Origin of the sequence: Acidovorax sp. SUPP1855, assembly GCF_030158955.1 — a bacterium.
Classification (GTDB): domain Bacteria; phylum Pseudomonadota; class Gammaproteobacteria; order Burkholderiales; family Burkholderiaceae_C; genus Paracidovorax.
Genome location: NZ_BQXI01000027.1, coordinates 23,334 through 46,072, shown reverse-complemented (window position 1 = coordinate 46,072; position 22,739 = coordinate 23,334). Strand labels below are relative to the sequence as shown.

Genomic DNA, 22,739 nt, shown 5'->3' with positions numbered 1-22,739 from the left:
CTTGTCTCCTGTGGTTGTTAGATTTTTAGTTTCTTGATTTTGGTAGCGGGTTCTTTCGGAATAAGCTTTTGCTCTAGCCTTTGATTGACTGAAAGATTGCTAAGTTCGCTATCAAGCTGCTTTTCATGGAGTAGGTTCATGATGTACAGGTCAATGTATTGGAGTGCCTGCTGAACATTGCTCATCATGAATCCAGGTGCCTGACTGAAGTAGTCGTAGTTGGTGATGTCACCGATCCAGTGCTTCACAGAAATCTTTCCAAGCCTCTGGTTGCGCATGGCTCTCTCTTGGGGGGACATTTCGGCAGTCATCGGATTCACGGCTATGAAGGCTTCGCGCACGAAGTCTTTCAACGGGCCCTCTTGGATTTGGTAGGTGTTCACCAAAGATTGGTAGTCTTCACCGAAATACCCTTTGGTCAGGTAGTTCCTGTTGAAATTCTCCAGCATGATCTGAAACTTTTGGTTGTCAACATTCTTCTTGAGATACGCCGTGATCTCTTTCTTGAGATATTTGTAGGCTGTGTCGTCTGCCAGCTTCCAATCCCAAAAGCCATCCTTGGTTTTCTTCTGTATAACTAGATCTTCTTGCGCAGTGACTTTCAAAAACAGCGAGGCTAGGCGATTGGGTGAAAAGCCTGTTGCGTGATGTATGAGCGCCAGCTTTGGTGTATTGGCTTTGATCAGCCTATAAGCGTTGTTCTTCTTTTTAATCATTGAAAATCTCCTGCTGTACATCTAGCAGAATAATTTCTGTTGTCAAGTTAAATTCATATGAATTTAACTGTATGTCAAAAATAAAAGCACCCAAAGGTACTTATATGATTTTTGGCTGCGGTGTGCTCTTGTCTTGAAGCTTTTGCTTTTCAAGCTCAAGATTTAAGGCTGATAGCTTTTGCTCCAAGGCCATGATTTGGGATCTGAGCAAAGAGGCTCTTCTTCCTTTGGCACCAGCCAGCATGAGAAGAAGGCTGTGGTACTGCATGGACAAGCTGCCGATCTGTGCTTCTAGGCCACCGACAGCACCACCAGCGCCACCGGGCACATTCGCTGCGATCTCATGGTCGTCATTGCTGCGGGCAGTGTGGTGCGGAAGGTGGGAGGCAGCGCTTTTGGCTGCTGGGGCAGCTTGCTCTTTCAGCGTGTCCAAGTGGGCCTGCAGCTCTTCGCGTATTGCTTTGGTAGGAACCGGCTTGACCTTCTGATCGTGCTCGTCCTGACGGCGTGCTACGTGGTGTGGAGGGTCGGTTGTAGGTAGCTTCTTGCTGGCTCTGTGGCTTCGTTTCGCACCAGGTTTGTGGGTGAGGTAGCGGCGCTGATGGAAGGCAGTCCTAGCCTCGATGCCGGCGATCAGCTTGTCCTTCTGCTCCTGTGCCTCGGCAGGGGTCAAGAACTTCGGGATCTTGGACTGGTGGTGTTCGGCTACGAGTGCTGCGTAGTCGCTTCCCTTGGCAAACAGTGCCCCCTTGAGGCGGGTGTTCTTCTTCGCACCTGGTAGGCGCACCGTGATGAAGTCTGTGCCTACGGTGGGCACGTCCACGCCGTGGTGTTTCAGGTAGCCAATGAGTTGGCTGCGATCCTGGATGAAGCCACCCACGATCTCGGTGTGCAACACCTTGGCGAAGTCGTCCTTGGCCTTCTTGTCCTTCTTCCCATTGGGAGACTTTGCTTCAAAGGGCTTGAGGCTGATCTTGAGAGGATCGGGCACCACTTGCGCGAATCCGAAGGTGTCGTTCATGACGGCGCTGAACGCATTGAAGAACTGGATGTTCTTCTCACCCGGTGGATGAATATTTAGTTGCTGAGTGCTGACCAACTCAGTGTTGGCGACAAGGAAATGCAGTTCAACGTTTCCTTTTTCGCGGTGCATCACCCAAAAGTCTGCGAAGTTCTCATCCACCTTCAGGCCAGGCAGAAACGTCGCACGGAATGTCTCGATGAGGGTGGTGACCTGGTCGGCTGTGATCGTTTCCTGGTCACGAAAAGCTATGACCCCAGAGGTGTACTTGTGCTGCCTTTTGGTGGCGTTGGCGATTGCTGTGAAGGTGTCTGGATCGCCAAACAGGATCTCAGGCATGACAGCGCGCTTCTTGCCAGCATGGTCAGTGTCGCTGAGTAGGTATCTAACGGCTGATTCAGAACCTCCTTTTCCAGTAGGAAAGATCGTGACATTCATATCTTCCCTCTGCTAGTGCTTCCTTTCTCACCAAGGTTGGACTCAAGCTTCTCTTTGAGAGCCTTCTTCGCCAAGAAGTGGTCGTACTCTTCTTCAGAGTATTGACGGCCATGAACCCACCATTGATGTGGTTTGCCTTCAAGAAGCACAGCAGGCCCATCATCTTTATGAAGTTCGCCATTGCGGTAGTGTTTTGTGTAGATGGCGGATCTTTCCGCGCCAGTAGCAAAGTCAGTCTCAGTAAATGTGAATTTCACTACTCCTGAATAATCATCTGGTATTCCATTTGTTGTGCTCATTTCTTCTCCTTGAATAATTGGCTTATGGTGCTCACTCCTTCCTGAATTTTGGTGAGTTCTTGGAACATGCCTTTGGTGGTGTCGTTCCACATCTTCATGCGGTTGAGGGATCGAGCGATTTGATTTATGTTGCTGCCGATCTTCCCAAGTGAAGCCAAAAGCTGAACACGCAATTTGTGCTCTTCTTTGGTTTCTTGATCAGCTTGTGTGTGTGCAGGAAGCAAGACAGAACGAGCGTAGATCGCTGTTGAGGATGCGCCTGCATCTATGGCACGTTGTTGGAGTGCCACCCATTCTTCAGGTGTGAACCTGATTTCAAATCGCTTGTTGCGGATTTTTTTGTTGGCTTCTACGCCAACTTGGCCCGCCCTTCTTTTGAGGGTCGGGTCTTTTTCTTTTACGGGGTGTGCCATTAGGGCCTCCTTTATTGTTATTTTTATCAAGCCTCGCGCAGCAGCGGGTGTGGGTGAAACCCACGATATTCAAACCGAGAACAACCCTAAAAGGGTGTACGTAGGATTGATTGACCTTGCTTGATCCTCTTTTTCCCGTTTTTTTTGAATTTGTAGGGGGTTAAAGTAACGGTGCTTTATTTAATCCTAGCAGGATCAAAATCGAAGTCAACGATCATCAGCAGTATACGCAGATTTTTCTATGACTGAGAGTTTCTATGGATAAAACGCGGACTGTGTCATTGTGAATAAAATAAATGGAGGATGATGTCGCCATGAGACATAAGACCAATTCAACATTGATGTCGCCATGAGACATAGGGCAAGATCATCATGTATGTGTCCATGCGACATAAGACAAATTCATCATCTATGTAGCTATGCGACATGAACTCAATCCGCCATATGGGTTGACTTCACAAAAAAATACGCTTGAATGAGTCATGAGAGATATGGAGAAAAATAATCATGACCAAGAAAAGCACAAGGAATGAAAGCACAACCGTAAGGATCGGGCCTCGCATGTCCAGAGGACTTTATCAGCTTGCGAAGTACGTTTATGGCGCGAAACGTGTCAACTTTGAAGATCAGCTAGAAGAGCTAGTGGAAAAAGATCTGGACTATCAGATGAAGCAGAAGTGGTTCCTGAACTACACCTCTGGCAAAGAAGGGCAGTATTTTGAAAAGCTGAGAAAGGCAGTTGGTGAAGCACGCGATGGTGCTTTCCCTGTTGATGGAAGCGATTTCGATTCAAACAACGTAAGCGGAGATGAATGATGGGCAGTCCAAGAAAGGTAGATCCAACTAGAAAAATTCGAGTGACTGCAAAAGTAGATTTTCAACTCCACTTTTTGTTTAAGCTTGCCTGTAAAGAAATGGGTGTTTCTATGGAATCAAGAATAGAGCACTTGCTCAAGGAAGATGTGAAACAGTCCTTGAAGAAGGAATGGTTCAAAGGCTTGGCACCTTTAGAAAAAAGTGACCTTGGCAATTGAAAATGAAAGACATTGAATTTCACTACGACAGAAACACATTGACCGCTCAATATGAACTACTGGTTTCGTTGGCAGATTTGCGAGATCTGGTTCAAGCCTTCACCATCCCAGATGAGGCCCAAAGGCTCCAAGAGATTCAGGTGGTGCTTGCTTCTGTCGTGAGAAAGAACAAGCTGCCTACTGACTCTTTAAGTGTGAAGTGATCCACCTGTAGCGCACACGCCTTGTGGCGGCCCCGGCCTCACATGGTCAAGGAACGACGGAGCGTTCTCACTTGCGTGCTCAGCTTGCAGAATGAAAAAGCAACCAGTGCGGGTGCTTCGCTATTTCCATCGACCTACTTTATTTTTGAGGCTGATCCAGACTCGGAAATGAAGTAGGTGCTCCCGGCAGGGATAGTTTTACAAAGGAGGTGGAAGCTTCTTCTGTTTCTTGTGTGAAAGAGCACAAATGCTCTCCACAATCTTGACGATCTCACCCCGATCACTGCTGGACACTCCCTCCAGTAGATTGGCGATATGTTGAGCCTGAGCAGATAACCCGACACTTGTTTCAACAATCAATTCTGTAATTGAACACTGAAATACCTTGGCCAATTGATCAAGCAACTCGATGTCTGGAGAGCTGTCACCTCGTTCGTACCTGGCGTAGCCTTCTGTGCATAGGTTTAAATGTTTCGCTACATCCTTTTGAAAAAGCTTTGTCTCTTTGCGCTTTTTGGCAATGCGTTGACCTACGAGGTGTCTGAGTTGTAGTTGGCGGCTCATGGTGCGTCTTGTTTAGTTAAATTCATATGATTTTGACTATAACAGAGAAAGTTCTCTATAAAAAGCACCCGATTGGGTGCTTTATTTATTGAAAGAGTTCGTCAAGCTTTTGTTTTTGCTTGCTGCTAAGGCATGACAAAAGCATTGTGAGATTGCCTTCCACTGCCTTCACCAACTCATCATGAAGTTGGCTAAAGTCCTCGGAGGTCATAAACTTAATCACAGATGTACGGGTTTTGGGCATGCCCTTGAGCTGCATGGCCGCTTGAACCATGAAGTAGCTGTTGTAGGCAATCAAGAGTTCCCTGATCTGGACTTCCCGGCTGGTGAAGTTCTTTTTGTAGAAGTGAAGCAATGCTTTACCGTCTTTGGACTTAGCGAAGCTGAAGATGCGGTCACTCATACCATTGACGCAATATTGGAGGCAGGTAGTGCTTTTCATGTTCTGTCCTCCTTAAGCCAATGCAGCAATTTCGTTGTCCATGACGCGGTTCAACTCGCGCACAATGGCTTCATCGTCAAAGGGGGCGTGGAATGCAAGCTCAAGCTGCTCTTTGCAGATCCTGTTCCTGGCCATCTCATAGAACCAAGGCTCACTTTCAAAGCCGATGGCATTGCGGCCATGCTGCTTGGCAAGCACCAAAGTAGTTGCTGATCCCGCGAAGGCGTCGAGCACCACATCTCCTGGCTTGCTGTGGTTCCTGATAAGAGGCTCCACCATCCAGGAATACTTCTCTGTAGGGTGGTGAGTCTTTTTCTTGCCAATAGAGCCCTCGTACCACTGCACCATGTCAGCCTGCTCTCCAAAGTTGAAAGTGAATTGCTTGCCCTTGGTGAACCAGACGGCCTCTTCAACTGTGCTGCGGTAGTTCTTCTTGCGAATGCTGGGAACGGGATTTTTCTTCCTAAAGTAAATTTTATTCTTGAAGTTCAAGCTGAAGTCTTTTTCAAGGCAGCGAATGATGAAGCCGGTGTACTTCCTATCCAAGAAGAGAATAAGAGAACCATCGTCTTTCAAAACGCGGCTGAATTCAGCAATGAAAGGTTTGATCCACTCATAGTAATCTTCAACGTTGTCCCAACTGTCATTGAAGTCGTTGCCCCATGCTTCCTGGGTGCTAACGATTTGGGAGCCCTTCTTGGTGAGCTTGGTTGTGTCAGCAATGCCATAGGGCGGATCGGTGAGAACCAGATCGACAGAATCGCTCGGAATCTTTTTGAGGCCCCTTTGGCTGTCGGTGTGCGCAAAATAATTAACGGAAAAATAGTCTTCTTTTGTTTTGTTCATGATGAACTCCTTTTTTAAGTCATGTTTAATCCTCCTTTCAGTATGAAAGTAGGTGTGAAGCGGGTGACCGCTGGGAACTCCAATTTGATCGCTGTATGTTGAATGTCGTTTGCGGCAATCAACAAAACGAACTGTACGCTTGTCGTCTTCTAAGATCTATGAATGCGTTCTTGGGGAGCCCAAGGAAAACGTAGGGTCGTAAAAAAGCACCCAAAGGTGCTTAAGTCGATAACCGATTGCTCTTGATCGTTTAAGATTTTTTTGCTAGCTTGTTTTCATGGAGGGTGAAGGAGTCAGTAAATGAAAAATGGCCTTTACCATGAGGATGATTTAGAGCTTTGGTATTTCAACGATGAACTTCATCGTGAAGATGGCCCTGCCTGTATTGAGGAGGACGGAACGCAATCCTGGTACTTGCACGGCAAACTGCACCGTGTAGACGGCCCTGCTGTCATTTGGGGAGAGGGCGGCGAAGAATGGTGGCAATTTGGTGTGCGACACCGCACAGATGGCCCTGCCGTCATGAATGCAGACGGTAGTTGTCGCTGGTATCTGAAGGGAAGGCTGCACCGTGTTGACGGGCCGGCGATAGAAGCGGCCAGCGGTGCTGCGGCTTGGTACCAGCGGGGGCAACTACACCGCGATGATGGGCCTGCTGTAGAAGGTGCTGACGGGACCAGGGAGTGGTACTTGCGTGCCATCAAGCTATCTGAAGAAGAGTTCAACGCGGCGCATGGTATCAAGGCAATACTTAAAACCGCACCTCAAAAGTCCAAGCATGCGGTTAAGCGGGACATCTTGTCGCTGAGAGAAAAATACCTCAACAGCGATGGAGCGTCGGGAATCAAGATCAGGTGGTGAAGTGCTTGTCCCCTGCTTCATAACTGTCCGAAGGAAGGTCAAGCCTTCCACTGGCGTAATGCCAAGGGAGAAGGGCACTTAAGAATTCTTGGGTGCTTTCCACTTGTCTATGTTGTCGATGCCCAAGTATTGATCAAGCAGAAATATTGTTAGTTTGATTTCAAACATGACTTTGGATTGCAATTCATCTCGCTCTTGCTGGTCTTTGATGTGACGACAATACTTGTGTATGTGATGAAGTGCTTTCAGCTTCTTGCTCGATTTGATGATGAATTTGTCTCTTGGCATGTATGAGTGTGGCGATTTTCCATAAGCCGAATTTGATAGGCATGAAAAAAGCACCCGAAGGTGCTTCTTAATGAATTGTCTGTGCGGAGATTCGCTTTCGGAAAGCGATGATGACATCTATCTGATCTGGTGACAGCCCATCTTTGCTTGGGCTGACTTGTTCTTGGTAGAACGGCTGATTCTTGATCCACTGCGACAAGATATCCTCCGCAGTTTCGCTAAGTTGTGTGCGTTGGTCCATGAATTGCGTAGGTTGCTTGAAGCCCATTTGCTCTGTTCACTATAACTGAAGTGACATGCAAAGCGTAGCTTCTACGTAAAAAAACAAGGTGGATCTAAGCTGTAATGATGATTATCTAACCGTAGGTATAAGTGCTCAACTTGGTTGGTGAGTGTCTTCTGATAAATGAAACTGTAACGGATTGGCTAGGTCAAATTCATCTAAAAGCTCAACAATTCTTCGCGCAGGTACACCGCGAATAGTTTCATCTTTTAAATATTCTAATCCGATTCCTGCGAATCGAAATGTATCCTCAAGACTGGGCTTTAATATTTGGTTTTTTGTAAAGAAGAACATGGCTCCGCCGCTCATTCCTTTCGGATGGTAGGCTGTGCTGACCGTTCCTTTGTATTTCAATGAAGCGTTCTTGCGCGAATACTTTCCTGTGATTTCAATCGCATTGTTGGTTATCAACTTGGAAGTTATTTTGTAGTACTCTGCGCTGGTTAGATAAGCTCCTGTGGAATCACTGTGAAAGTACCTGTTGACTAGCGCGGCGGGAGTAATGGTTTTGCCAATCTTTTTTATTTTTGAGAGGCTGGCGGGGAAGCCGATCCACGTGAAGTGTCTCTTGTCAAAGCCAAGAAGGCTTTTTTGCTCAAGGTCAAAGTAGTTTTTGCTATCAAGCCTTCGGTTGAAGCAATCAACAATGACCACATCTTCTTTTTCAAAAACTTTATGCCCGATTGATAGATCGTGTATTGGAAGGAATTCTCCATTTGCTAGCATCATGTGGATTTTTTGAAAATCTTCCTCGGTACTAAGTGCGTGTGCTGCAAATAAAATGTAATGATGGTTTTGGTATTTTGCCAATGTGCCAGTAGATGAGAAATGAAAATTCTCTAATTCATCTTTTAAATACAACGGAATGACAAACCTCTGGGATTGTCGGTCATATTCGTCGGATTGATAGTGGAAGGAATTTTGCATTTGGAGATTTTCTCTGAATTATTTGAATGCTAGTTGATTAATTTACAGCCTATCCTTCAATCTGGCGGCTATCTTCTGTACCACCTCCACAATCATGGCTCTGTCTGCATCCGGCAGGGTCTGGAGCACTTGAGCGATCAGTTCGGCCTGGTCATTGCTCCGTGTGCTGCTGGCAATCAGTAGCTCATCGATCCCGCACCCATACACCTCTGCCAACTCGGCCAGCCGCTGCACGGTCGGCATGGTGATCCCTCGCTCCATGCGGGAGACAGCCTCCGTGCCGATATGAAGGGCTTCAGACACTTGGTCTTGTGTCAGGCCCTTGGCCTCTCGGCGCTGGGCCAGCGTGCGCCCAATGCTCTTGAATAGCTCCAGGTGTGGTGTGTTCTGTGGGGGCATGCTACTGGTTCCATCTTCGTTAGACAACTTCAATGGTTGTGAGTCAACGCCGAAAGATGAACATGCGTTAGAGTTGTGTATCAACCTGAAAAGTCTGGTTGGTACCCAAAGTTCTCTAATGAAAGTAGCAAAGATGCATCTCAGTCTGAAGCTGGCAGCAGTCAACATCTTGGCGATGAGCCTGGTGGCATGTGGTGGGGGAGGAGGTGACAGCAGCGCAGGATCTGCACCACCCACCGGAGGAAGTCCCACGAGTCCGCAACCTGCTGGGGAGGACAACGTGACGGCCTCCGATGCGCAAGTCGTCGCCAACGTGAAGTCCAGCAACATTGACTTCTTGCCGAGTAACCGGCCTGCTGGCACATGGCGCTGGTCTGGCACCCCTGCCCAAAAGGTTGCGGTGTATGTGCCCGCTCCCGCGACGGCCACTGAGCAAGACTACGCGGCCAAGGTTCGCACCTCCATTGCCCAGATCAACACCAAGCTCTCTGGCTCTTTGGTCATGGAGGCCACCGACACCCTGCCTGCAAGCGGCAACTTCATTCGTGTGAGCTATGGCACCTCGTATGTGCCAGCGGGTTCCACCAACTATGCAGGCTTCTGTGCCAATGTGGCTACCGGCCCCAATGTCGGCAACCCAATCCAGCCAGACAAACAGAACGGCATTGCCTCCAACCCTGTCTATGTGAATCTGGGCAATGGCCGGTGCGATGTGACCCAAGACATCGTGACCCACGAGTTCGGCCATGCTCTTGGCCTTGCCTACCACTTTGACGGCTTCGGCGGTGATGGCCCAGCTAGCTCTACTGCCTTCTGGGACGTTCTGGCTACCTTGTACGGCAACCCGCAATCCACCGTGGCTAGCAATCTAGCTGTGAAGCGTGCAGCCAAGTAACTGCCGATTCATCTAGACAAGCCAACCAAGAAAGCGAGATAGAAATGGGTATCCAATGTCCCAAGTGCGGCAGCGACCATGTGCAGTCGGTCCGTGTCATTCTGGATAGCGGCACCTCCCTCAGTTCTGGCACGGTGACAGGGGTGGGTGTGGGGAGTGGTGCTACAGGTTACGTGGGCACCATGAACGGTGTGAGCCAGACCAGCCTTGCGCAGCGTTTCAGCCCTCCGAAGAAACCGGCGCTCTGGGCTGTGTTTGCTCTGGGTGTGCTGCCTCTGGTGAGTTCGCCTTGGCTCGCGGCCAGCGGTCCTGACGCGATCTTCCGCTACATGAACTTGGCCCTCTGGGCTGTGTTCGCGCATGCTGTCTGGAGCTATCGCAAGAAGTCGGCAGTCTACAAAGTGGAGTTCCCCAAGTGGAAGGCTCTGTATGACAGCGGCTTCTTCTGCCACCGCTGCGGGCACACCTTCTTGAGCTGATCAAGACGCCCCCATAGAATGGGGGCAACTTATTGAGGAAAATAGATGCTGCAAAAAAGCTTCTGCCAGAACCTTGTTGGGGTGCGAATACGTAGTAGCACCACACATGGACATCATGACCATCTATCTGGCATTTTTTGAAGCCCACATTGATCCAATTTTTCGCAAGGACACCAACAAGACGATTGGCGACACGCTGATCGCTTTGGCCTACCCTAACTTGATTCTTATCGGACCGCCGCCCCAGTTTGCGGACCTGATCATTGATGTGAAGAAAGAAGGCTTGTTGATTGAGCCTGATAAATATCCACTTTATCAGTTCTTGGAAGAGAACCCTGAGTTCTGCGAGTCAATGATTCTCCAACACGCGGGTTTGAGGGAAATGTTTGAAGAGTGGATGAAAAAATAGAAAGAGCACCTACGGGTGCTTTTGTATTGGACTATGCGGTCTTCTTGGAGTTTTTGAAAGGACCCGTCGCAGCGGACCATTCTTCACTGGTGTGATCGACGTTGACTTGCTGTCAATTTTTCATAGATTGATCTCAAAAGGAGATTAATCTATGATGTGGTGGAGAAATTTATTTAACAAAATCATTGGAAGGTTTCGTAAGAGTATGTCTGATCTGAGCTTTATTCCTCGTGACGAGAAGACCAAGAGGATTGATACGGGTAGGCTGACTCAAGCCTATGTTTTGAAGACCTCTGATGGCACTAAGGTGGCTATTGCGGTCAAGATTGATGGGGTTTGGTATACCTATGCCTACAATGCTTCTTTAGACAATGAGCTATCAACAGCGTTGGGTGACGCCTATTCAGAAGTGCTGATTGATGAATGGGCAAGGCTAATTGCCGAGTATGGGGAGATCGTTGAGATCATGGACGAGAAAGTCAAACAGGCTGCTCCTAAGAAATCCAGCTCAAAAAATTTGAGTTGATCTGGAAAGGCACCTTCGGGTGCTTTTTTAATTGCAACTCGTGAATGCATTGCCAAGCCCATATGTGTAGCAATTTATTGACCTTCTTGGTGCTGCTTGATTTACTACTCTCACAGGTGCTTGACCCGTCATCAACGTTGTCATCCTATCCTCAAGGTTTTGAATCTCAGTATTGAGTTGATTTCCTTGTACTGATCTGGTCATCATTTCTCCAATAGAAGAGTTCATTAATTTTTTGGTATTCTCGTTTCGTTGCTGCTTGAGCTGTTCAAGCTTTTCTTGCAACTCGGCTATTTGAGATGACCTTGCATTAGCTACTGAAGCTGTGGACCCAGATACACCTTGATCGCTTCCTTGACTTTGTTTTGCCATCAATCCTGGATAGTAGTCATAGTCAGGGTTGTAGTTTGTAGTCAATGGGTTGTAGCTGATAATAGTGAGGTTGTGAATTGGAACGTACTGGCTATCTTCCGCGTGTGAGGCAACTTGCAGGCAGCTTAGAATGGCTAGAGTCAAACTTTTTCTTATTCTTGGCATGATATTCTCCTTTTTTTCTATGCTAACAATTGGATTTGCTTTGTCAAATATTTGAAGCCGCCAATTTTTCTTTCTCTTCTTTGCTTTAGTTCTGCGGACATTCGATTTTTTTATGATGCCCTGTCGGGAGCATAAATTCAGGTTTTAAGTCCTTCGGAATTCTGGTTGCAGATGACCCCAAGGATGGGGTAACTATCTGATATACACCGTAATGGCACAAGATAACTAGTTATGTAGACATGAGCTAATGTCAAGAAAGAAGTCTTATCCAGTTGAAGGTGGCTTCTCTATGCTTGCGAAAAGTGCTGCCTGCTAATCCACATTTTTCCAAGTTTGCTGGGGTGACATCTAGCCTTCTTTGTTTGCAGGTGTGGATTGCCGTTTTAATCTTGTCGTCCACTGCTTCTGTACGAATTACATTGGTGTATGCTGCACCTTGGGCCTGTTTTTCTTTGATAGGCATGTCTGCGGGTAGCTCCAAGACCCCCCTGTTCTTCTGCGTGCCAATGCTGGCCCTGTGCTTCCATGTCCATTTGCCGACTGACTTGGCAGTAGAAAGCACTTCTTTTGCTGGAAGAATGCCGTTTTCGTGGGCTATAAAGTGGTTGTTGATGGACAGTGCCTTGGAGTCCACAGCGAGTTGGAAAATGGTGTGAGAGGCGTGTTGCTTGACCTCGGCGTAGGCCCAGTGCCTCAACGTGTCAAACAAGGTGGTGTTTCGGCCAATGCCAGAGTCGCGCAGAACTTCTCTGCGGCGCTGGGGCGTGAGATCGATCCCGTACTCTTGGAAGTCTTCTAGGTCGTAGCTGTGATGGTTGCAGATGGTGCGCCAGCTTGGGTGAAGTGGATTCTTGACCAAGTGGCCGGTGAAGGCAGCGTCGGCACCCAGCTTGCGGGTCAAGGCAATGTCCGTGGCCTCGTAGAACTTCTGCGGCGCTCTGCGAGCTTCCTCCGTGTAGTAGACGGGCGTGTTGAGCTCGTAGAGGTAGTGGCAGTGCGTGTTCTCTGGGTTGACTACGACTATGGTTGGCGGAGGCAGACCGTGTTCATCCCAGAGGTAGGCAGATCCTGGCTCATCAATGTCCAACGCAATGAACTTCTTGTAGAGCTGATTTAACTCTACATAGCGATAGCCAAGAGCCTTTTCACGTTTTCTGAACTTGGTGCCCTCGTCTTTGAACTCTGCACTTCTAACCTTGTCAGGCAAAGCCTGTATAAAACTCGCATACATATCAATTCCTTGTTTTCTTGCGAAAGACAGGAATTAATAGGTTGGGCTCTTGACAATTGATATTAAATACGTTTTAATATTTACATCAGGTCAAAGCCGGTCACAGCTTCTTCTTATTCCTGAATTTCTAAAATGCTCAAGTTTGCTGCTTGGGCATTTTTCATTTCTGCTTTTGTTTTACGAAATTTAATTGAGAAAGTCAAATTGATTAAGATTTGGAATTCGGAAATGAAAAAGCACCCGTAGGTGCTTTCTGTAAGAGTGCAGAACTTAGGCTGCTTGAAATTCAGCTTCAGTCACTTCACCCAGTTGTACCTTGTTCGGCGGGGTGCCAACACGGCTAGACAGCTTCTTGAGGAATTTGGCCTTGGCTTTGCTATCGGCACGAGTGACCAACCATCCATCAACGGACTTGCCACTCTTATAGGTGTCAAAGCAGCCTTCGGCCTCCAAGAACTTTGGAGGGTAGTTCAGCCACACGCCGGTTTCATCACCTTTGGTGGACTTGAGGGGCTTGCTCATGACGCGGGTGCCACCAGTGTAGCCTTTGGGGGCCGCAGAGGTTCGGCCAGCAGCAGGAGCCTTCACGCCCAGTTCTTCAGCCGTAAAGTTGAAAAGCTTGATCTGTTCCTGAACGGCTTTGAGAGCATCAGGACGTTCAGCTTCCATCTGAGCCTTCACCAGGTCCTCAAATTCCTTGCGCTTGGCAAGGATGTCAGCGAGAGACAGCTTCTTGGCTTCTGCCATATAAATACTCCAATAGTGTGGTTAAGACGGTAGTTGCTTGCTGTGTTCAACAAGCTACTACAGTGCCTTGGCTTGTTGGTGGTTGTACTCTATGAGCAAGAACTAAAAGCGTCAACTGTTTCAAAGTTTTTAGCGAAGATATTTATTGAAGAGGCAGCGGATCTGAAAAAATGATGAACGCTAGTTCGAATTAGCGTAGCTCTTCCTTCTTGATGAAAGTCACGTGCGCCACCTGCATCTTAGGATCTGGTCAGATGCAAGTCTCCTTGATATCATTGCGTAACATCTTGGAGGACATACATGGCGAAGGCACGTTTCCTGTTGCAAGCAGTGACTGAGGAAGATCACTCAACGATTATCAAAGAGGCCCTTGGTAGAGATCTTGATAAACTACTGATCAGTGTTGCATTTGCTAAGAGCCAAGGTGCTGACGTCATCAAAACAGCGTTGGAGAAGCACAAGACGAAGTGTGCTGTCTTCGTTGGCATCCGAAACGACATCACTTCCTACCAGGCCTTGGAAGTGATTTTGGAGACTGGTGCGAACCTCTATGTGGTTGATACAGGGTCACGCACTACTATCTTTCACCCCAAGATATACCTCGCCAAATTCAAAAAATCAGCAACAGCAATCATAGGTAGTGCCAATCTGACGTTTGGCGGCCTACACAACAATATTGAAGCTAGTTCTATTCTTGATCTTGATTTGAGCACTGTTGACGACAAGAGTTTTGTTGATCAGACTGAGGCAATATTTAATCACCTTGCCGCGGCTTATCCTGAACATGTTCTAAATGTCAAGAGCAAGAAGGATATTAGAGAAATCTTTGAGAGTGGTAGAGTTGTTGATGAAACTGTAGTAGTAAAGCAAAAGAGTTCAAGCTCATCAAAGGTAAAAGGTGATGCCACGCCTTTGATGAAGCTATTCAAGAAGTTTCCACTCCCAGTCACCAAAAAGAAGGCTGGTAAAGAATTTATTGACGAAATCATCGTCAAAAAAGATGGAAAAGAAGAAATTACCCGTCGCCCTAGCATCGCGAAACCCAACACCCAAGATTACTACTTGGTATGGCAGAGCAAAGAGCTAAAAGAGCGGGATCTGAACATTCCTACTGGAGGGAACACTAATCCAACTGGCTCTATGCTATGGAAGAAAGGTGCTATGGAGGGCATAGATCAGCGGCACTACTTCCGTGATGAAGTTTTTGTTGATGTAGGTTGGGCCGTTGATGCATCCAAGCCTCATTATGAGAGGGCTCAAATCAAGGTTCATATTTTCACTAAAGGTGAATATAGAGGAACCTTTGACTTGAAGATTTCGCATAATACGGATACGACGTCCAAGTCATATCTACAGAATAATGCAATGACCAATATTAGCTGGGGCGATGCAAAGAGCCTCATTGCAAAAAATGATCTGCTAGAGCGGATTATGACTTTGCATAGAAAAGACTCCACCCCGCCAGAGTATATGATTGAGATTGACTAATCGCTGATTCGCTGTCGTCTATTCTTCAGGCGCCTCCAAGCATTCAATAGAGTTGCCTGCTGCTCGGAAGTAACCCCAAGTGCCCCAAGGACGATTCTTGATTGTTGCTCAAGAATCTTGGGGGCACTTTCATTTTTATAGGTTTCGTTCAAAGCTTTTAGATCAACTTCGGTAAGCTTTTTGGGGTAGGCAATGGCTAGTTCTTCAATCTCAGAAGGAACAAGCTCAAGAACTCCACCCCCATAGTGGCGTCCTTCAAGTTCTGCACTCAAAGCAGTCAATGCTGTTAGGAAGCAGAAAACAAGCTTGTCGGCAGCAATGTTTTCATTGGCCGTAATCCGATATGCTGTATCAGTCGTATAAGCCTCAGCATTATTGAGAATCAGCTTAGGGATGTCGTGGCTGCGTTTGAGCATGCCAATCTTCGTTGAATACACAGAAGGAACTGTATACCAAGGCTTTCTGATCCTGCACTTATAACGAGTATGTAGCTTCTCGGACTCACCAAGCGCAATGTATTCCTTCACTTTCTTAGGAAGCTTGCTCAATTCATCTTTGATAAGAATGAAGTTGGTAGGGTTGCCTTTTTCAGCATTCGCTTGATGCTGCTTCTCATCATAGATAAGGCCGGGACAATGCTCGCTTCGTCCAAACATTGGATGAGCGAACTTTGCCAATCCATATTCATGAACTACTTCATTGGGGACTAAGAAGAACTTGTTCGCACCGGTGACGATGCCAACGTCCACTCTCGCAATATCATGGAATTTATGAACTTCATCAAGTTTCAATAGCGACTTGTAGAGTGTTCTTTCTTCATTGGTCAAGAGTGCTTGTGTCCACTTGCCTTCAACGGTTTCACCGTTGATGCGTGGTGTATTTTCGAAGATCTCTTCTGGATCTTCATTTAGAAAATACTTTCCGACCACTTTATAGATGCCAAGCCCATAAGAGTGGTCTGCCGCTTTTTGCTTTTTTTCGGCAAAAAGAATGATTGCGCCTTGAAGTGTGCCTTCGAACCAGATTTCCTCTGGATCAATGATCAGCAACTTGCTGCATTGCTCGCCAAGATAGGTTCTTAGTGATTGAGCATGCATTACATGAATGATTTCGGCGGGCAAAATCATTCCAAGCCTGCCGCCCGGTTTTAAGGTCTTTATTGCCGCAATGACAAATGGAACCCAAGCATTTGTGTGCTTGGTAAATTTAAGATGCTCGCTCTTGAAGATAATCTCCGACTTTTCTTGAGACTCTGCTGGAAGGTACTGATAGCGAATAAAAGGCGGATTGCCAACTACCGCATCATATTCAGCTCTCTCTGTATTCATAAGCCTGATGGCATGATCCAGAAAGTCAGCGCACTTAATGGTGCTATTGATCTTGTATTGCGAGGCTCGCTTTTTTGCGATGGCAACCTCGTCCTCGAACAATTCAAAGCCGTGGAAATGAAGATTTTCCGTGTTGCCAATATTGTGAAATGCCTTCACAAAGATACCATCGCCGCAGCTAGGTTCTAACACGTCTTTTGGAGCATTCTTTGAAATCCATTTGGCAATATAGGTTGCCAAATCTTCTGGGGTGTAATAACCCCCGCGCAGCTTTTGCTCTGATTCGTTTTCAATGAAGTTCATTATTTTTCATTCTTCGCAATGAAGATTTCTGGGTGTTTGCGCTTCATTGACTCTTCGGCTGTTTTGATAAACCAGTCTTTTAGTGTGATTTGCTCTAGAGCGAGGCATGCATAAAGCCTCTTCTTAAGATCAGGGTCTATCTCCAGGACGATTCTCCCGGATTCTCCAATGGCCATCATGTGCCTTATGTGATGTTACATAGATGACATGATGGTAGCTGTATAAGGTGGCGACGTCAACAAAAAAGGGCACCCTAGGTGCCCACTTTGCAACGCATATTTGGTAAAACTAATACTTCATTGGGAATTTTCGATTGAAGGTATTCATCATTTCCTTCTTGTTGGCATAGTCCTTCAAATTCTCTGCCAGGGAAAGCATGGCGGTAGCACGTTCTTCCAAAGACTGTGCGAAGGCACGCAGCATGAAGATGTGCGACAAATCCTGAACAGTTGCCTTGGGCTTGACGGCCTTCTTCTGAATCACAATCGACGCGGGCACTTCCTGCGGAACTTCCTTGGAAGGTACTGTTTCGCCATTCAGCAAGAAGTTGGCTACATCATAGATAGAGTAGTAGACCAGCCGTCCTATGTTCTTGAACGGGATAGGAAATCGGCCTTCCTTTCGCAACTTTGATTGTTGCTTGGCCGGGATCCCAATTTCTTCTGCCAATTGTTCAGGTGACATCAACAACTTGCCCTTTGTCTTTACTCTCAAATAATCAATAAGTTGTTGGTCTACCATCTTCTAGCTCATTCTTGTCTAAGGTCTTCTCGTCCTGCTATAATAGCGCGCTGGCCCCCGTAGCTCAGTGGATAGAGCATCTTCCTCCTAAGAAGAGGGTCACACGTTCGATTCGTGTCGGGGGCACCATCCAGGCGCCCTATGGGTTCCACTCTTTAGATAGCACCAAGCTATCTTTCAGGCAAAAAATAGGTAGCCATGCGCTACCTGTTTTTGTTTCTGGGTCACGCTTTTCAGCACCTTGCCTGGCTGCCTACCCGCCTGCTGTTGCTCCTGATCCACGTTCCAAATTTGTTCCAAGAGTGGGTTGGAACAGGGGGGATTTGGAGGGATTCCAGAGGTGTGATTCTCAATAAAATCAACCACTTAGGTGTCGCGCTGCACCCCCCGGAATGGCTTAGGAGGCACTCGTTCTATCCATTGAACTACGAGGAGGACGGGCGATTGTAAAGGCGTGGCCGTGGCAGCTTTTCCCCGCTGTGCTGAGACCTCCGCAAAAGAAGATCGCGCCCGGCGCGGGGCCACAGGCCATGGGAGTGCCGCATTTCCGCAGCGGCAACGCGCCCCGGGCGGTGCGCCGCTCTAAAATGCCTCCGCAATGATTTCACCGATGACGCCTCCACAGTTCCACGCCATGCTCCAGGCGGAGGGACTCTCTCCCGCCATGGAGGCCCTCAACCGCGGTGTGCCGCATCGGTACACCGGCATCTTCCAGGTGATCGAGTCGCAGCTCATCAACGTCTTCCTCTACGACAAGCAGCACCAGATCCGGCCCGAGGCGCTGGCCGTGGTGGCGCTGGACAACAGCTTTTGCCAGTTCGTGCTGCGCGATGGCTCGCTGCTGGTGGACAACTCGATGCACGACGAGCGGCTGCTGGCCAGCTCGTTCCGCGGGGTGGTGGTGGCCTACCACGGCATGCCGGTGACCGATCACCGCGGCGGCCTGTACGGCACGCTGTGCCATTTCGATCTGGTGGAGCAGGGGCTGGCGTCCGCCCAGTTCGAATTGCTGCAGGCCGCGGGGAGCCTGCTCTATCCCTATCTGCCGCACGGGGATGGCCGGGTGCAGAATGCGCCCCAGTTCGCCCGCGCCGCGGCGGGCTGATGGGCCCCGTCAGTCGTACCGCACCGTGTAGATCAGGTCCACCGCGCTTTGCGCGCCGGTCTGGCCGCGCAGCGTGAGGCTCTTGGTCAGGTCGTAGAAGATGTACAGCGTGCCCAGGGCGCCCGAGAGGCTGCGCTCGTAGGTCACGTACAGGTCCTTGGACAGGCGTTTGCCGAAGGTGAGCGCGGCCGCCGAGGCATCCTCGCCCGAGCCGGGGCCCTTGAACCCGATCTCGTCGAGCCCCACGCGCTTGGCGAAGTTGCCGGCACCGGCATTGCCGTTGCCCCCGAGCAGCGCCAGCGCCGCCTGCTGCAGCAGCGCGGCCTCGGCGCCGCCGGCGGCGCCGCTGCGGCCCAGCACCACCCAGGAGAGCTTTTCGGCATCGGGCAGATCGGGGTCGGAATAGAGTCGCACGCGCGGCGCCTTGGCCGAGCCGGTGACCTGCACGCCGGCGCGCACGCTGATGTTCGGCCGGATGGCCAGGATGTCCAGCGCGGGGTTGTCGTACGGGCCGTTGAAGCGTGCCAGGCCCGTCTCCACATCGAGCGACTGGCCCCAGGCGCGGTAGCGGCCTTCCACGGTGCGCACCTCGCCGGTGACGCGCGGCGGCGCCCCGGCGACGGTGGCGCCGCGGATTTCCAGCTCGCCCGCCAGGCGGGTGGTGATGCCGTGGCCCTGCAGCGCGAAGTCGTCGCCCAGGTTGAGGGTGACGGCGATGTCCGGCGGCTTGGCGGCTTCCACGCGGCCGGCGGCCTGGCCCGCGCGTTCGGCTTGCTTGACGGTTTCGCGGTCCTTGGCGGCGGAGCGCACGACCACGTCGGTGCCCAGGCTGGGTGCGCCGGCCTCGGGCAGGATGATGGTGGCGCGGTCGGTGGTGAGCTTGCCGCGCAGCGTGAACTGGCCCTGGCGCAGCCGCGCCTGCAGATTGCCGGACACGCTGACCTGGCGGTCGGCGCGCACCAGCACCTGCAGGGCGCGCGCCTCGGCGTCGAAGTCCATGGCGATGCCGGAGCCGGTGGCGCCGCTGCCGCCCGTGGTCCACGACACGCTGCCTTTGCCGGTGAGCGTGCCGCCGTCGCGCGGGGCCGCCGTGCGGTTGCCGCTGAAGCCGGCGATGCGGGCGTTGCTGCCCTGGCCGCCGTTCACGCGGAATTCGGTGATGTCGAGCCGGTCGCCGTTCAGCGTGGCGCGCAGGCGCCCGTCCTGCAGGTCCACGCCGTCGATGAGCGAGCGCACCGACAGCTGGTCGGCGCCGAGCGTGCCGCTCCAGCGGGGCGCGGCGCGGTTGCCGGCGAGGGCGACATTGGCGTCCAGCGTGCCTTTCACGCGCCAGCCCGGCGGTGCCAGGGCGGACCACACGCCCACGTCCGGCAGCTGGGCGCGCACGGTGGCGGCCAGCGGTGCATCGGCAGGCCATTGCCAGCCGCCATCGGCACGGGCCAGGCGGGTGCTGCCCTCGGCCTGCACGCGGCCGGCGCGTTCGCTGTCCCACTGCACACGGGCACGCACGGTGTCGCCCTCGGCCTGCAGCTGCACTTCGGCCTGCCGCACGCCCGCTGGCGTGCCGGGCCCTTCGCTCGTCTGCGCGCGGCCGGCGCCCTGGCCCTGGCCGCTGCTGTGCACCACCGTCGTGGCGGGCGCGGCGCTGCCGGCCAGCACGCGGATGTCGCCGCTGGCGCGCCGCACGCTGGCACTGGCGCGCAGGGTGTCGCCCGCATCCACGTCCCAGTCGCCGTCGAACACGAGGTTGCCCGCCAGGCCCAGCCGCTGCAGGGCTTCCTGGCCTTGGGGGCCGAACGCTTCGGTCCAGGCCATGGGCAACCCCTGCAGGCGACCCTGCGTGCGCAAGGCGATGGCGCCATTGGCGGCCTGGGCAAAGCGCACGGGCTCCCAGTGCAGCGTGACCTGCCCCGGCGCCGGGCCGGAGACGGTGGCCTGGCCGCCCGAGGTCTCCACCTGCAGGCTGGGCGACTGGCGCAGAGCAACGGACAGCGGCTGGTTGAACTGCACCGTCCAGGGGCCGGGCAGTTGTTCGTCGCGGGCCTGCGCACGCAACTCGGTGATCTGCGCGTTCCATTGCCCGGGGGCGGCCGTGCCCGCGGTGCCGCGCAGGCGCAGGTCCAGTCGGCGTCGGTCCACGCGTGCCTCGCCGTCCAGCGACAGCGTGGACTGGGGCAATCCGCCGGCAAGTTCGGCGCGCACCGCCGTGAGCCGCACGGCTATGGGCGCGGCCGAGCCGCTGGCGGGCAGGGAGACGTCGAAGCGCGGCGCGGCCAGCCGGGCCTGCCATTCGAACCGCTCGCCGGCAGCGGCGCGGGCCGTGCCTGCGGCGGCCGGGGCCAGCAGGCCCGCCGCCTGCAATTGACGCTGCAGGGTCTGCCAGCCGCCGTTCCAGCGGGTGGTGAGCTGGGCGTCGCCCTGCATGGATGCGCCGCGCAGGGCGGTGGCCAGGCCGGGCAAGGACTCGATCCAGCGCTGCACGCGCTGCGCATCGGCCACCCGCAACTCCAATTGGCCGTTGCCCGCCCGGGGAGCGATCTGGCCATCCATCTGGGCCGTGGCACCCGGCACGGTGGCCTGCAACTGTCCTTTGACCGACAGGTCGGCCGTGCCGATCTGCAACTGCCGCGCATTCACCTGCGCCTGCAGGGCATCGAGCTGCAGGCGGGCGAGCGCCAGCCGGCTGCCTTGCCAGGTGCCTTCGGTGGCCAGGCGCTCGACGCGCAGAGCTGCCGGCACGCCGGCACGCCGGGGTGCCGCGGCACCGGTGGCACGCAGGTCGGCGGAAAAGCGCACCAGCGGTTCGCCGTCGCCGCCTTCGCTGCGGGCCTGCGCCTGCCCGGCGACGGGGGTGGAGTCCAGGGTGCTGTAGAGGGCGCTGGGGCGCAGGCCTCGCACTTCGGCACGGCCTTCCATGGCGCGCGTGGCGGGAGTGAAGCGGCCCTGCAGCGCCACGCTGCCGTTGCCGATGCGCGCGGTGGCGTCGGGCACGGTCCACTGCGTGCCGTCGAAGGCGGCCTGGGCATCGATGCTTTCCAGGGGCAGCCGGCGCTGGTCCCACGGTCCCGGCACGGCGTTGCGCAATTGGGCACCGATGGCCCAGCCCGCGGCGGTGGCACCGGGTGCGGCAGCAGCGGCCGGGTCCACGCGCAACTGCCCGCTCAGCGAGGTCACGGGAGCTTGCGGCCACAGCGCGGCCAGATCCAGGGATTCGACGTCGGCGCGCGCCTGCAGCACCGGCTGCGCAGCCCAGGGTGCGATCTCGGCCTGCACGTCGGCACGCATCGGTTCGGCGGGCGCCGCGGGGCGGGCTGCGGGCTTGTTGGGTTTTGCGGGTTTGGCGGATGGGGCAGGGCCGGGGCGGGAAGCTCCCGCTGCGGGCGGAGCCGCTGTCAATGGCTCGGCGGCCTGTGCCTGCAATTGGGCGGTGATCTGCAGCCGTGCGGCTGCGGTGGCCAACGTGCCTCTGGCCTCGGCATGGGCCTTGGCTTCGATGTCGTCGCCGCCGCCCGGCGATGCCGTGCGCACGGTGCCGTCGGCCTTCAGCTCCAGCGCCATCGGCGCCTGGGCCTGCACGGTGGCCTGGCCGGAATAGTGGCCCTGAGCGAAGGCCACGCTGTCCAGCGCCAGCCGGTGGTGGGTGCCGTCGTAGCGGTAGTGGCCCGCCAGCCCCTGCGCGGAGACAGGGCTGGGCGCGGCCCAGGTGATGCTGTCCACGCGGAACGGCAGGTCGATGCGCAGCGGCAGTTCCAGCGATTGCAGCGGCTGTGGCGGCGTGTCGGGTTCGGTGCGGGGCGGGCCCTGCGGGATGATCTTGACCTCGGCCGCATGCACTTCGCCCAGCGTGAGCTGGCGCTGCAGCAAGGGCGCCAGCTGCCAGGCAATGCGTGCATCGTTGACTTCCACCGCCAGCGTGGGGCTGCTCCAGCGCAGCCAGCCGATGTGGCCGCCGGCGCGCAGCGAGCCGGTCACGTCGCGGGTTTCGAGTTGCTGGTCGGCGGGAAGGTAGCGTGCCGCGCGGTCCAGCGTGGTGGCCAGCGAGGCCTGGCCGCCGGCCCACCACCAGGCCGCACCGAGGACGAGGGCGACCAGGGCCAGCAGCGCGGCGAGGGTCCAGGCGGCGATGCGCCAGCCGCGCCGGCGCCGGGGTGCGGGAACGGGGGCCGCCGCGGCGGCGTAGGGGTTGCGGGGAGCGCGCGTTGCCATGGGTCTTTCA

Annotated in this window: 25 protein-coding genes and 1 tRNA gene; 11 read left to right on the top strand and 15 right to left on the bottom strand. The window is 52.8% G+C overall.

The features are described 5' to 3' along the window. Window positions 1-17 precede the first annotated feature (17 nt). From AVMA1855_RS20135 to AVMA1855_RS20120, 4 genes are all read right to left on the bottom strand, one after another. Window positions 18-716 (bottom strand): hypothetical protein, encoded by a 699-nt coding sequence (locus tag AVMA1855_RS20135; RefSeq protein WP_284427064.1) that lies wholly within the window; start codon window positions 714-716, stop codon window positions 18-20. Between the two features lie 100 nt (window positions 717-816). Further along, a complete protein-coding gene (locus AVMA1855_RS20130) occupies window positions 817-2,076 on the bottom strand; it encodes a hypothetical protein (RefSeq protein WP_284427063.1) in 1,260 nt (419 codons plus the stop codon). Window positions 2,077-2,171: 95 nt separating this feature from the next. After that, complete coding sequence (locus AVMA1855_RS20125) at window positions 2,172-2,474, bottom strand: hypothetical protein (RefSeq protein WP_284427062.1); 303 nt, start codon at window positions 2,472-2,474, stop codon at window positions 2,172-2,174. Beyond that, the gene (locus AVMA1855_RS20120) at window positions 2,471-2,887 is read right to left on the bottom strand and encodes a plasmid mobilization protein (RefSeq protein ID WP_284427061.1); all 417 of its coding nucleotides are present in this window, start codon (window positions 2,885-2,887) and stop codon (window positions 2,471-2,473) included. The genes AVMA1855_RS20125 and AVMA1855_RS20120 overlap by 4 nt, the downstream gene beginning before the upstream one ends. A 507-nt stretch (window positions 2,888-3,394) precedes the next feature. Between AVMA1855_RS20120 and AVMA1855_RS20115 the strand changes: the two genes are divergently transcribed. From AVMA1855_RS20115 to AVMA1855_RS20105, 3 genes are read left to right on the top strand one after another with little or no spacing between them, the layout of a single operon-like run. After that, a complete protein-coding gene (locus tag AVMA1855_RS20115) occupies window positions 3,395-3,703 on the top strand; it encodes a hypothetical protein (protein WP_284427060.1) in 309 nt (102 codons plus the stop codon). Further along, window positions 3,700-3,921 (top strand): hypothetical protein, encoded by a 222-nt coding sequence (locus tag AVMA1855_RS20110; protein ID WP_284427059.1) that lies wholly within the window; start codon window positions 3,700-3,702, stop codon window positions 3,919-3,921. The genes AVMA1855_RS20115 and AVMA1855_RS20110 overlap by 4 nt, the downstream gene beginning before the upstream one ends. 2 nt (window positions 3,922-3,923) lie before the next feature. Further along, complete coding sequence (locus AVMA1855_RS20105; RefSeq protein ID WP_284427058.1) at window positions 3,924-4,124, top strand: hypothetical protein; 201 nt, start codon at window positions 3,924-3,926, stop codon at window positions 4,122-4,124. Window positions 4,125-4,322: 198 nt separating this feature from the next. On the opposite strand, the gene AVMA1855_RS20100 is transcribed toward AVMA1855_RS20105, so the two are convergent. From AVMA1855_RS20100 to AVMA1855_RS20090, 3 genes are all read right to left on the bottom strand, one after another. After that, window positions 4,323-4,688 carry a helix-turn-helix domain-containing protein gene (locus AVMA1855_RS20100; protein WP_284427057.1) on the bottom strand — a complete coding sequence of 122 codons (366 nt, stop codon included), beginning with the start codon at window positions 4,686-4,688 and terminating at the stop codon, window positions 4,323-4,325. Between the two features lie 85 nt (window positions 4,689-4,773). Next, window positions 4,774-5,130: a hypothetical protein gene (locus tag AVMA1855_RS20095; RefSeq protein WP_284427056.1), complete on the bottom strand. Its 357-nt coding sequence runs from the start codon at window positions 5,128-5,130 to the stop codon at window positions 4,774-4,776. 12 nt (window positions 5,131-5,142) lie between these two features. After that, on the bottom strand, window positions 5,143-5,976 hold the full coding sequence (locus AVMA1855_RS20090; RefSeq protein WP_284427055.1) for a DNA-methyltransferase: 834 nt from the start codon (window positions 5,974-5,976) through the stop codon (window positions 5,143-5,145). A gap of 300 nt (window positions 5,977-6,276) precedes the next feature. Here AVMA1855_RS20090 and AVMA1855_RS20085 point away from each other — a divergent pair, with 300 nt between their 5' ends. Beyond that, window positions 6,277-6,837, top strand: coding sequence for a hypothetical protein (locus AVMA1855_RS20085; protein WP_284427054.1), 561 nt, complete (start codon window positions 6,277-6,279; stop codon window positions 6,835-6,837). Window positions 6,838-7,501: 664 nt separating this feature from the next. Here AVMA1855_RS20085 and AVMA1855_RS20080 read toward each other — a convergent pair. After that, window positions 7,502-8,335: a hypothetical protein gene (locus AVMA1855_RS20080; protein ID WP_284427053.1), complete on the bottom strand. Its 834-nt coding sequence runs from the start codon at window positions 8,333-8,335 to the stop codon at window positions 7,502-7,504. 42 nt (window positions 8,336-8,377) lie between these two features. Next, window positions 8,378-8,734, bottom strand: coding sequence for a helix-turn-helix domain-containing protein (locus AVMA1855_RS20075; RefSeq protein ID WP_284427052.1), 357 nt, complete (start codon window positions 8,732-8,734; stop codon window positions 8,378-8,380). A gap of 280 nt (window positions 8,735-9,014) precedes the next feature. Here AVMA1855_RS20075 and AVMA1855_RS20070 point away from each other — a divergent pair, with 280 nt between their 5' ends. From AVMA1855_RS20070 to AVMA1855_RS20055, 4 genes are all read left to right on the top strand, one after another. Beyond that, window positions 9,015-9,629: a zinc metalloprotease gene (locus AVMA1855_RS20070; RefSeq protein ID WP_284427051.1), complete on the top strand. Its 615-nt coding sequence runs from the start codon at window positions 9,015-9,017 to the stop codon at window positions 9,627-9,629. 182 nt (window positions 9,630-9,811) lie between these two features. Next, entirely contained in the window at window positions 9,812-10,108 is a 297-nt protein-coding gene (locus AVMA1855_RS20065; RefSeq protein ID WP_271466931.1) for a hypothetical protein, read from the top strand. Window positions 10,109-10,223: 115 nt separating this feature from the next. Beyond that, the gene (locus tag AVMA1855_RS20060; protein WP_284427050.1) at window positions 10,224-10,517 is read left to right on the top strand and encodes a hypothetical protein; all 294 of its coding nucleotides are present in this window, start codon (window positions 10,224-10,226) and stop codon (window positions 10,515-10,517) included. A 205-nt stretch (window positions 10,518-10,722) separates the two neighbouring features. Continuing rightward, the gene (locus AVMA1855_RS20055; RefSeq protein ID WP_284427049.1) at window positions 10,723-11,043 is read left to right on the top strand and encodes a hypothetical protein; all 321 of its coding nucleotides are present in this window, start codon (window positions 10,723-10,725) and stop codon (window positions 11,041-11,043) included. A gap of 27 nt (window positions 11,044-11,070) precedes the next feature. Here the strand turns inward: AVMA1855_RS20055 and AVMA1855_RS20050 are convergent, their stop codons facing one another. The 3 genes from AVMA1855_RS20050 to AVMA1855_RS20040 form a co-directional block, all read right to left on the bottom strand. Continuing rightward, complete coding sequence (locus AVMA1855_RS20050; protein ID WP_284427048.1) at window positions 11,071-11,580, bottom strand: hypothetical protein; 510 nt, start codon at window positions 11,578-11,580, stop codon at window positions 11,071-11,073. A gap of 250 nt (window positions 11,581-11,830) precedes the next feature. Then, window positions 11,831-12,811 (bottom strand): replication initiation protein, encoded by a 981-nt coding sequence (locus AVMA1855_RS20045; RefSeq protein WP_284427047.1) that lies wholly within the window; start codon window positions 12,809-12,811, stop codon window positions 11,831-11,833. 270 nt (window positions 12,812-13,081) lie between these two features. Further along, complete coding sequence (locus AVMA1855_RS20040; protein WP_284427046.1) at window positions 13,082-13,558, bottom strand: hypothetical protein; 477 nt, start codon at window positions 13,556-13,558, stop codon at window positions 13,082-13,084. Window positions 13,559-13,858: 300 nt separating this feature from the next. Between AVMA1855_RS20040 and AVMA1855_RS20035 the strand changes: the two genes are divergently transcribed. Beyond that, on the top strand, window positions 13,859-15,046 hold the full coding sequence (locus tag AVMA1855_RS20035) for a phospholipase D-like domain-containing protein (RefSeq protein WP_284427045.1): 1,188 nt from the start codon (window positions 13,859-13,861) through the stop codon (window positions 15,044-15,046). On the opposite strand, the gene AVMA1855_RS20030 is transcribed toward AVMA1855_RS20035, so the two are convergent. Then, window positions 15,043-16,677 (bottom strand): N-6 DNA methylase, encoded by a 1,635-nt coding sequence (locus AVMA1855_RS20030; protein WP_284427044.1) that lies wholly within the window; start codon window positions 16,675-16,677, stop codon window positions 15,043-15,045. The two genes, AVMA1855_RS20035 and AVMA1855_RS20030, sit on opposite strands and share 4 nt — an antisense overlap. A 288-nt stretch (window positions 16,678-16,965) precedes the next feature. After that, window positions 16,966-17,418, bottom strand: a complete 453-nt coding sequence (locus AVMA1855_RS20025) for a hypothetical protein (RefSeq protein WP_284427043.1) — start codon at window positions 17,416-17,418, stop codon at window positions 16,966-16,968. 53 nt (window positions 17,419-17,471) lie between these two features. On the opposite strand from AVMA1855_RS20025, the gene AVMA1855_RS20020 reads away from it, so the two are divergent. Next, a tRNA-Arg gene (locus tag AVMA1855_RS20020) sits at window positions 17,472-17,547 on the top strand. Window positions 17,548-18,028: 481 nt separating this feature from the next. Beyond that, a complete protein-coding gene (locus tag AVMA1855_RS20015) occupies window positions 18,029-18,523 on the top strand; it encodes a guanylate cyclase (RefSeq protein WP_284427042.1) in 495 nt (164 codons plus the stop codon). 9 nt (window positions 18,524-18,532) lie between these two features. Here the strand turns inward: AVMA1855_RS20015 and AVMA1855_RS20010 are convergent, their stop codons facing one another. Continuing rightward, window positions 18,533-22,729: a translocation/assembly module TamB domain-containing protein gene (locus AVMA1855_RS20010; protein WP_284427041.1), complete on the bottom strand. Its 4,197-nt coding sequence runs from the start codon at window positions 22,727-22,729 to the stop codon at window positions 18,533-18,535. Window positions 22,730-22,739 lie beyond the last annotated feature (10 nt).

Coding starts and splice junctions, on each gene's coding strand:
- AVMA1855_RS20135 (WP_284427064.1), bottom strand. CDS start 716: ATGATTAAAAAGAAGAACAACGCTTATAGGCTGATCAAAGCCAATACA.
- AVMA1855_RS20130 (WP_284427063.1), bottom strand. CDS start 2,076: ATGCCTGAGATCCTGTTTGGCGATCCAGACACCTTCACAGCAATCGCC.
- AVMA1855_RS20125 (WP_284427062.1), bottom strand. CDS start 2,474: ATGAGCACAACAAATGGAATACCAGATGATTATTCAGGAGTAGTGAAA.
- AVMA1855_RS20120 (WP_284427061.1), bottom strand. CDS start 2,887: ATGGCACACCCCGTAAAAGAAAAAGACCCGACCCTCAAAAGAAGGGCG.
- AVMA1855_RS20115 (WP_284427060.1), top strand. CDS start 3,395: ATGACCAAGAAAAGCACAAGGAATGAAAGCACAACCGTAAGGATCGGG.
- AVMA1855_RS20110 (WP_284427059.1), top strand. CDS start 3,700: ATGATGGGCAGTCCAAGAAAGGTAGATCCAACTAGAAAAATTCGAGTG.
- AVMA1855_RS20105 (WP_284427058.1), top strand. CDS start 3,924: ATGAAAGACATTGAATTTCACTACGACAGAAACACATTGACCGCTCAA.
- AVMA1855_RS20100 (WP_284427057.1), bottom strand. CDS start 4,688: ATGAGCCGCCAACTACAACTCAGACACCTCGTAGGTCAACGCATTGCC.
- AVMA1855_RS20095 (WP_284427056.1), bottom strand. CDS start 5,130: ATGAAAAGCACTACCTGCCTCCAATATTGCGTCAATGGTATGAGTGAC.
- AVMA1855_RS20090 (WP_284427055.1), bottom strand. CDS start 5,976: ATGAACAAAACAAAAGAAGACTATTTTTCCGTTAATTATTTTGCGCAC.
- AVMA1855_RS20085 (WP_284427054.1), top strand. CDS start 6,277: ATGAAAAATGGCCTTTACCATGAGGATGATTTAGAGCTTTGGTATTTC.
- AVMA1855_RS20080 (WP_284427053.1), bottom strand. CDS start 8,335: ATGCAAAATTCCTTCCACTATCAATCCGACGAATATGACCGACAATCC.
- AVMA1855_RS20075 (WP_284427052.1), bottom strand. CDS start 8,734: ATGCCCCCACAGAACACACCACACCTGGAGCTATTCAAGAGCATTGGG.
- AVMA1855_RS20065 (WP_271466931.1), top strand. CDS start 9,812: ATGAACGGTGTGAGCCAGACCAGCCTTGCGCAGCGTTTCAGCCCTCCG.
- AVMA1855_RS20060 (WP_284427050.1), top strand. CDS start 10,224: ATGACCATCTATCTGGCATTTTTTGAAGCCCACATTGATCCAATTTTT.
- AVMA1855_RS20055 (WP_284427049.1), top strand. CDS start 10,723: ATGTCTGATCTGAGCTTTATTCCTCGTGACGAGAAGACCAAGAGGATT.
- AVMA1855_RS20050 (WP_284427048.1), bottom strand. CDS start 11,580: ATGCCAAGAATAAGAAAAAGTTTGACTCTAGCCATTCTAAGCTGCCTG.
- AVMA1855_RS20045 (WP_284427047.1), bottom strand. CDS start 12,811: ATGTATGCGAGTTTTATACAGGCTTTGCCTGACAAGGTTAGAAGTGCA.
- AVMA1855_RS20040 (WP_284427046.1), bottom strand. CDS start 13,558: ATGGCAGAAGCCAAGAAGCTGTCTCTCGCTGACATCCTTGCCAAGCGC.
- AVMA1855_RS20035 (WP_284427045.1), top strand. CDS start 13,859: ATGGCGAAGGCACGTTTCCTGTTGCAAGCAGTGACTGAGGAAGATCAC.
- AVMA1855_RS20030 (WP_284427044.1), bottom strand. CDS start 16,677: ATGAACTTCATTGAAAACGAATCAGAGCAAAAGCTGCGCGGGGGTTAT.
- AVMA1855_RS20025 (WP_284427043.1), bottom strand. CDS start 17,418: ATGGTAGACCAACAACTTATTGATTATTTGAGAGTAAAGACAAAGGGC.
- AVMA1855_RS20015 (WP_284427042.1), top strand. CDS start 18,029: ATGACGCCTCCACAGTTCCACGCCATGCTCCAGGCGGAGGGACTCTCT.
- AVMA1855_RS20010 (WP_284427041.1), bottom strand. CDS start 22,729: ATGGCAACGCGCGCTCCCCGCAACCCCTACGCCGCCGCGGCGGCCCCC.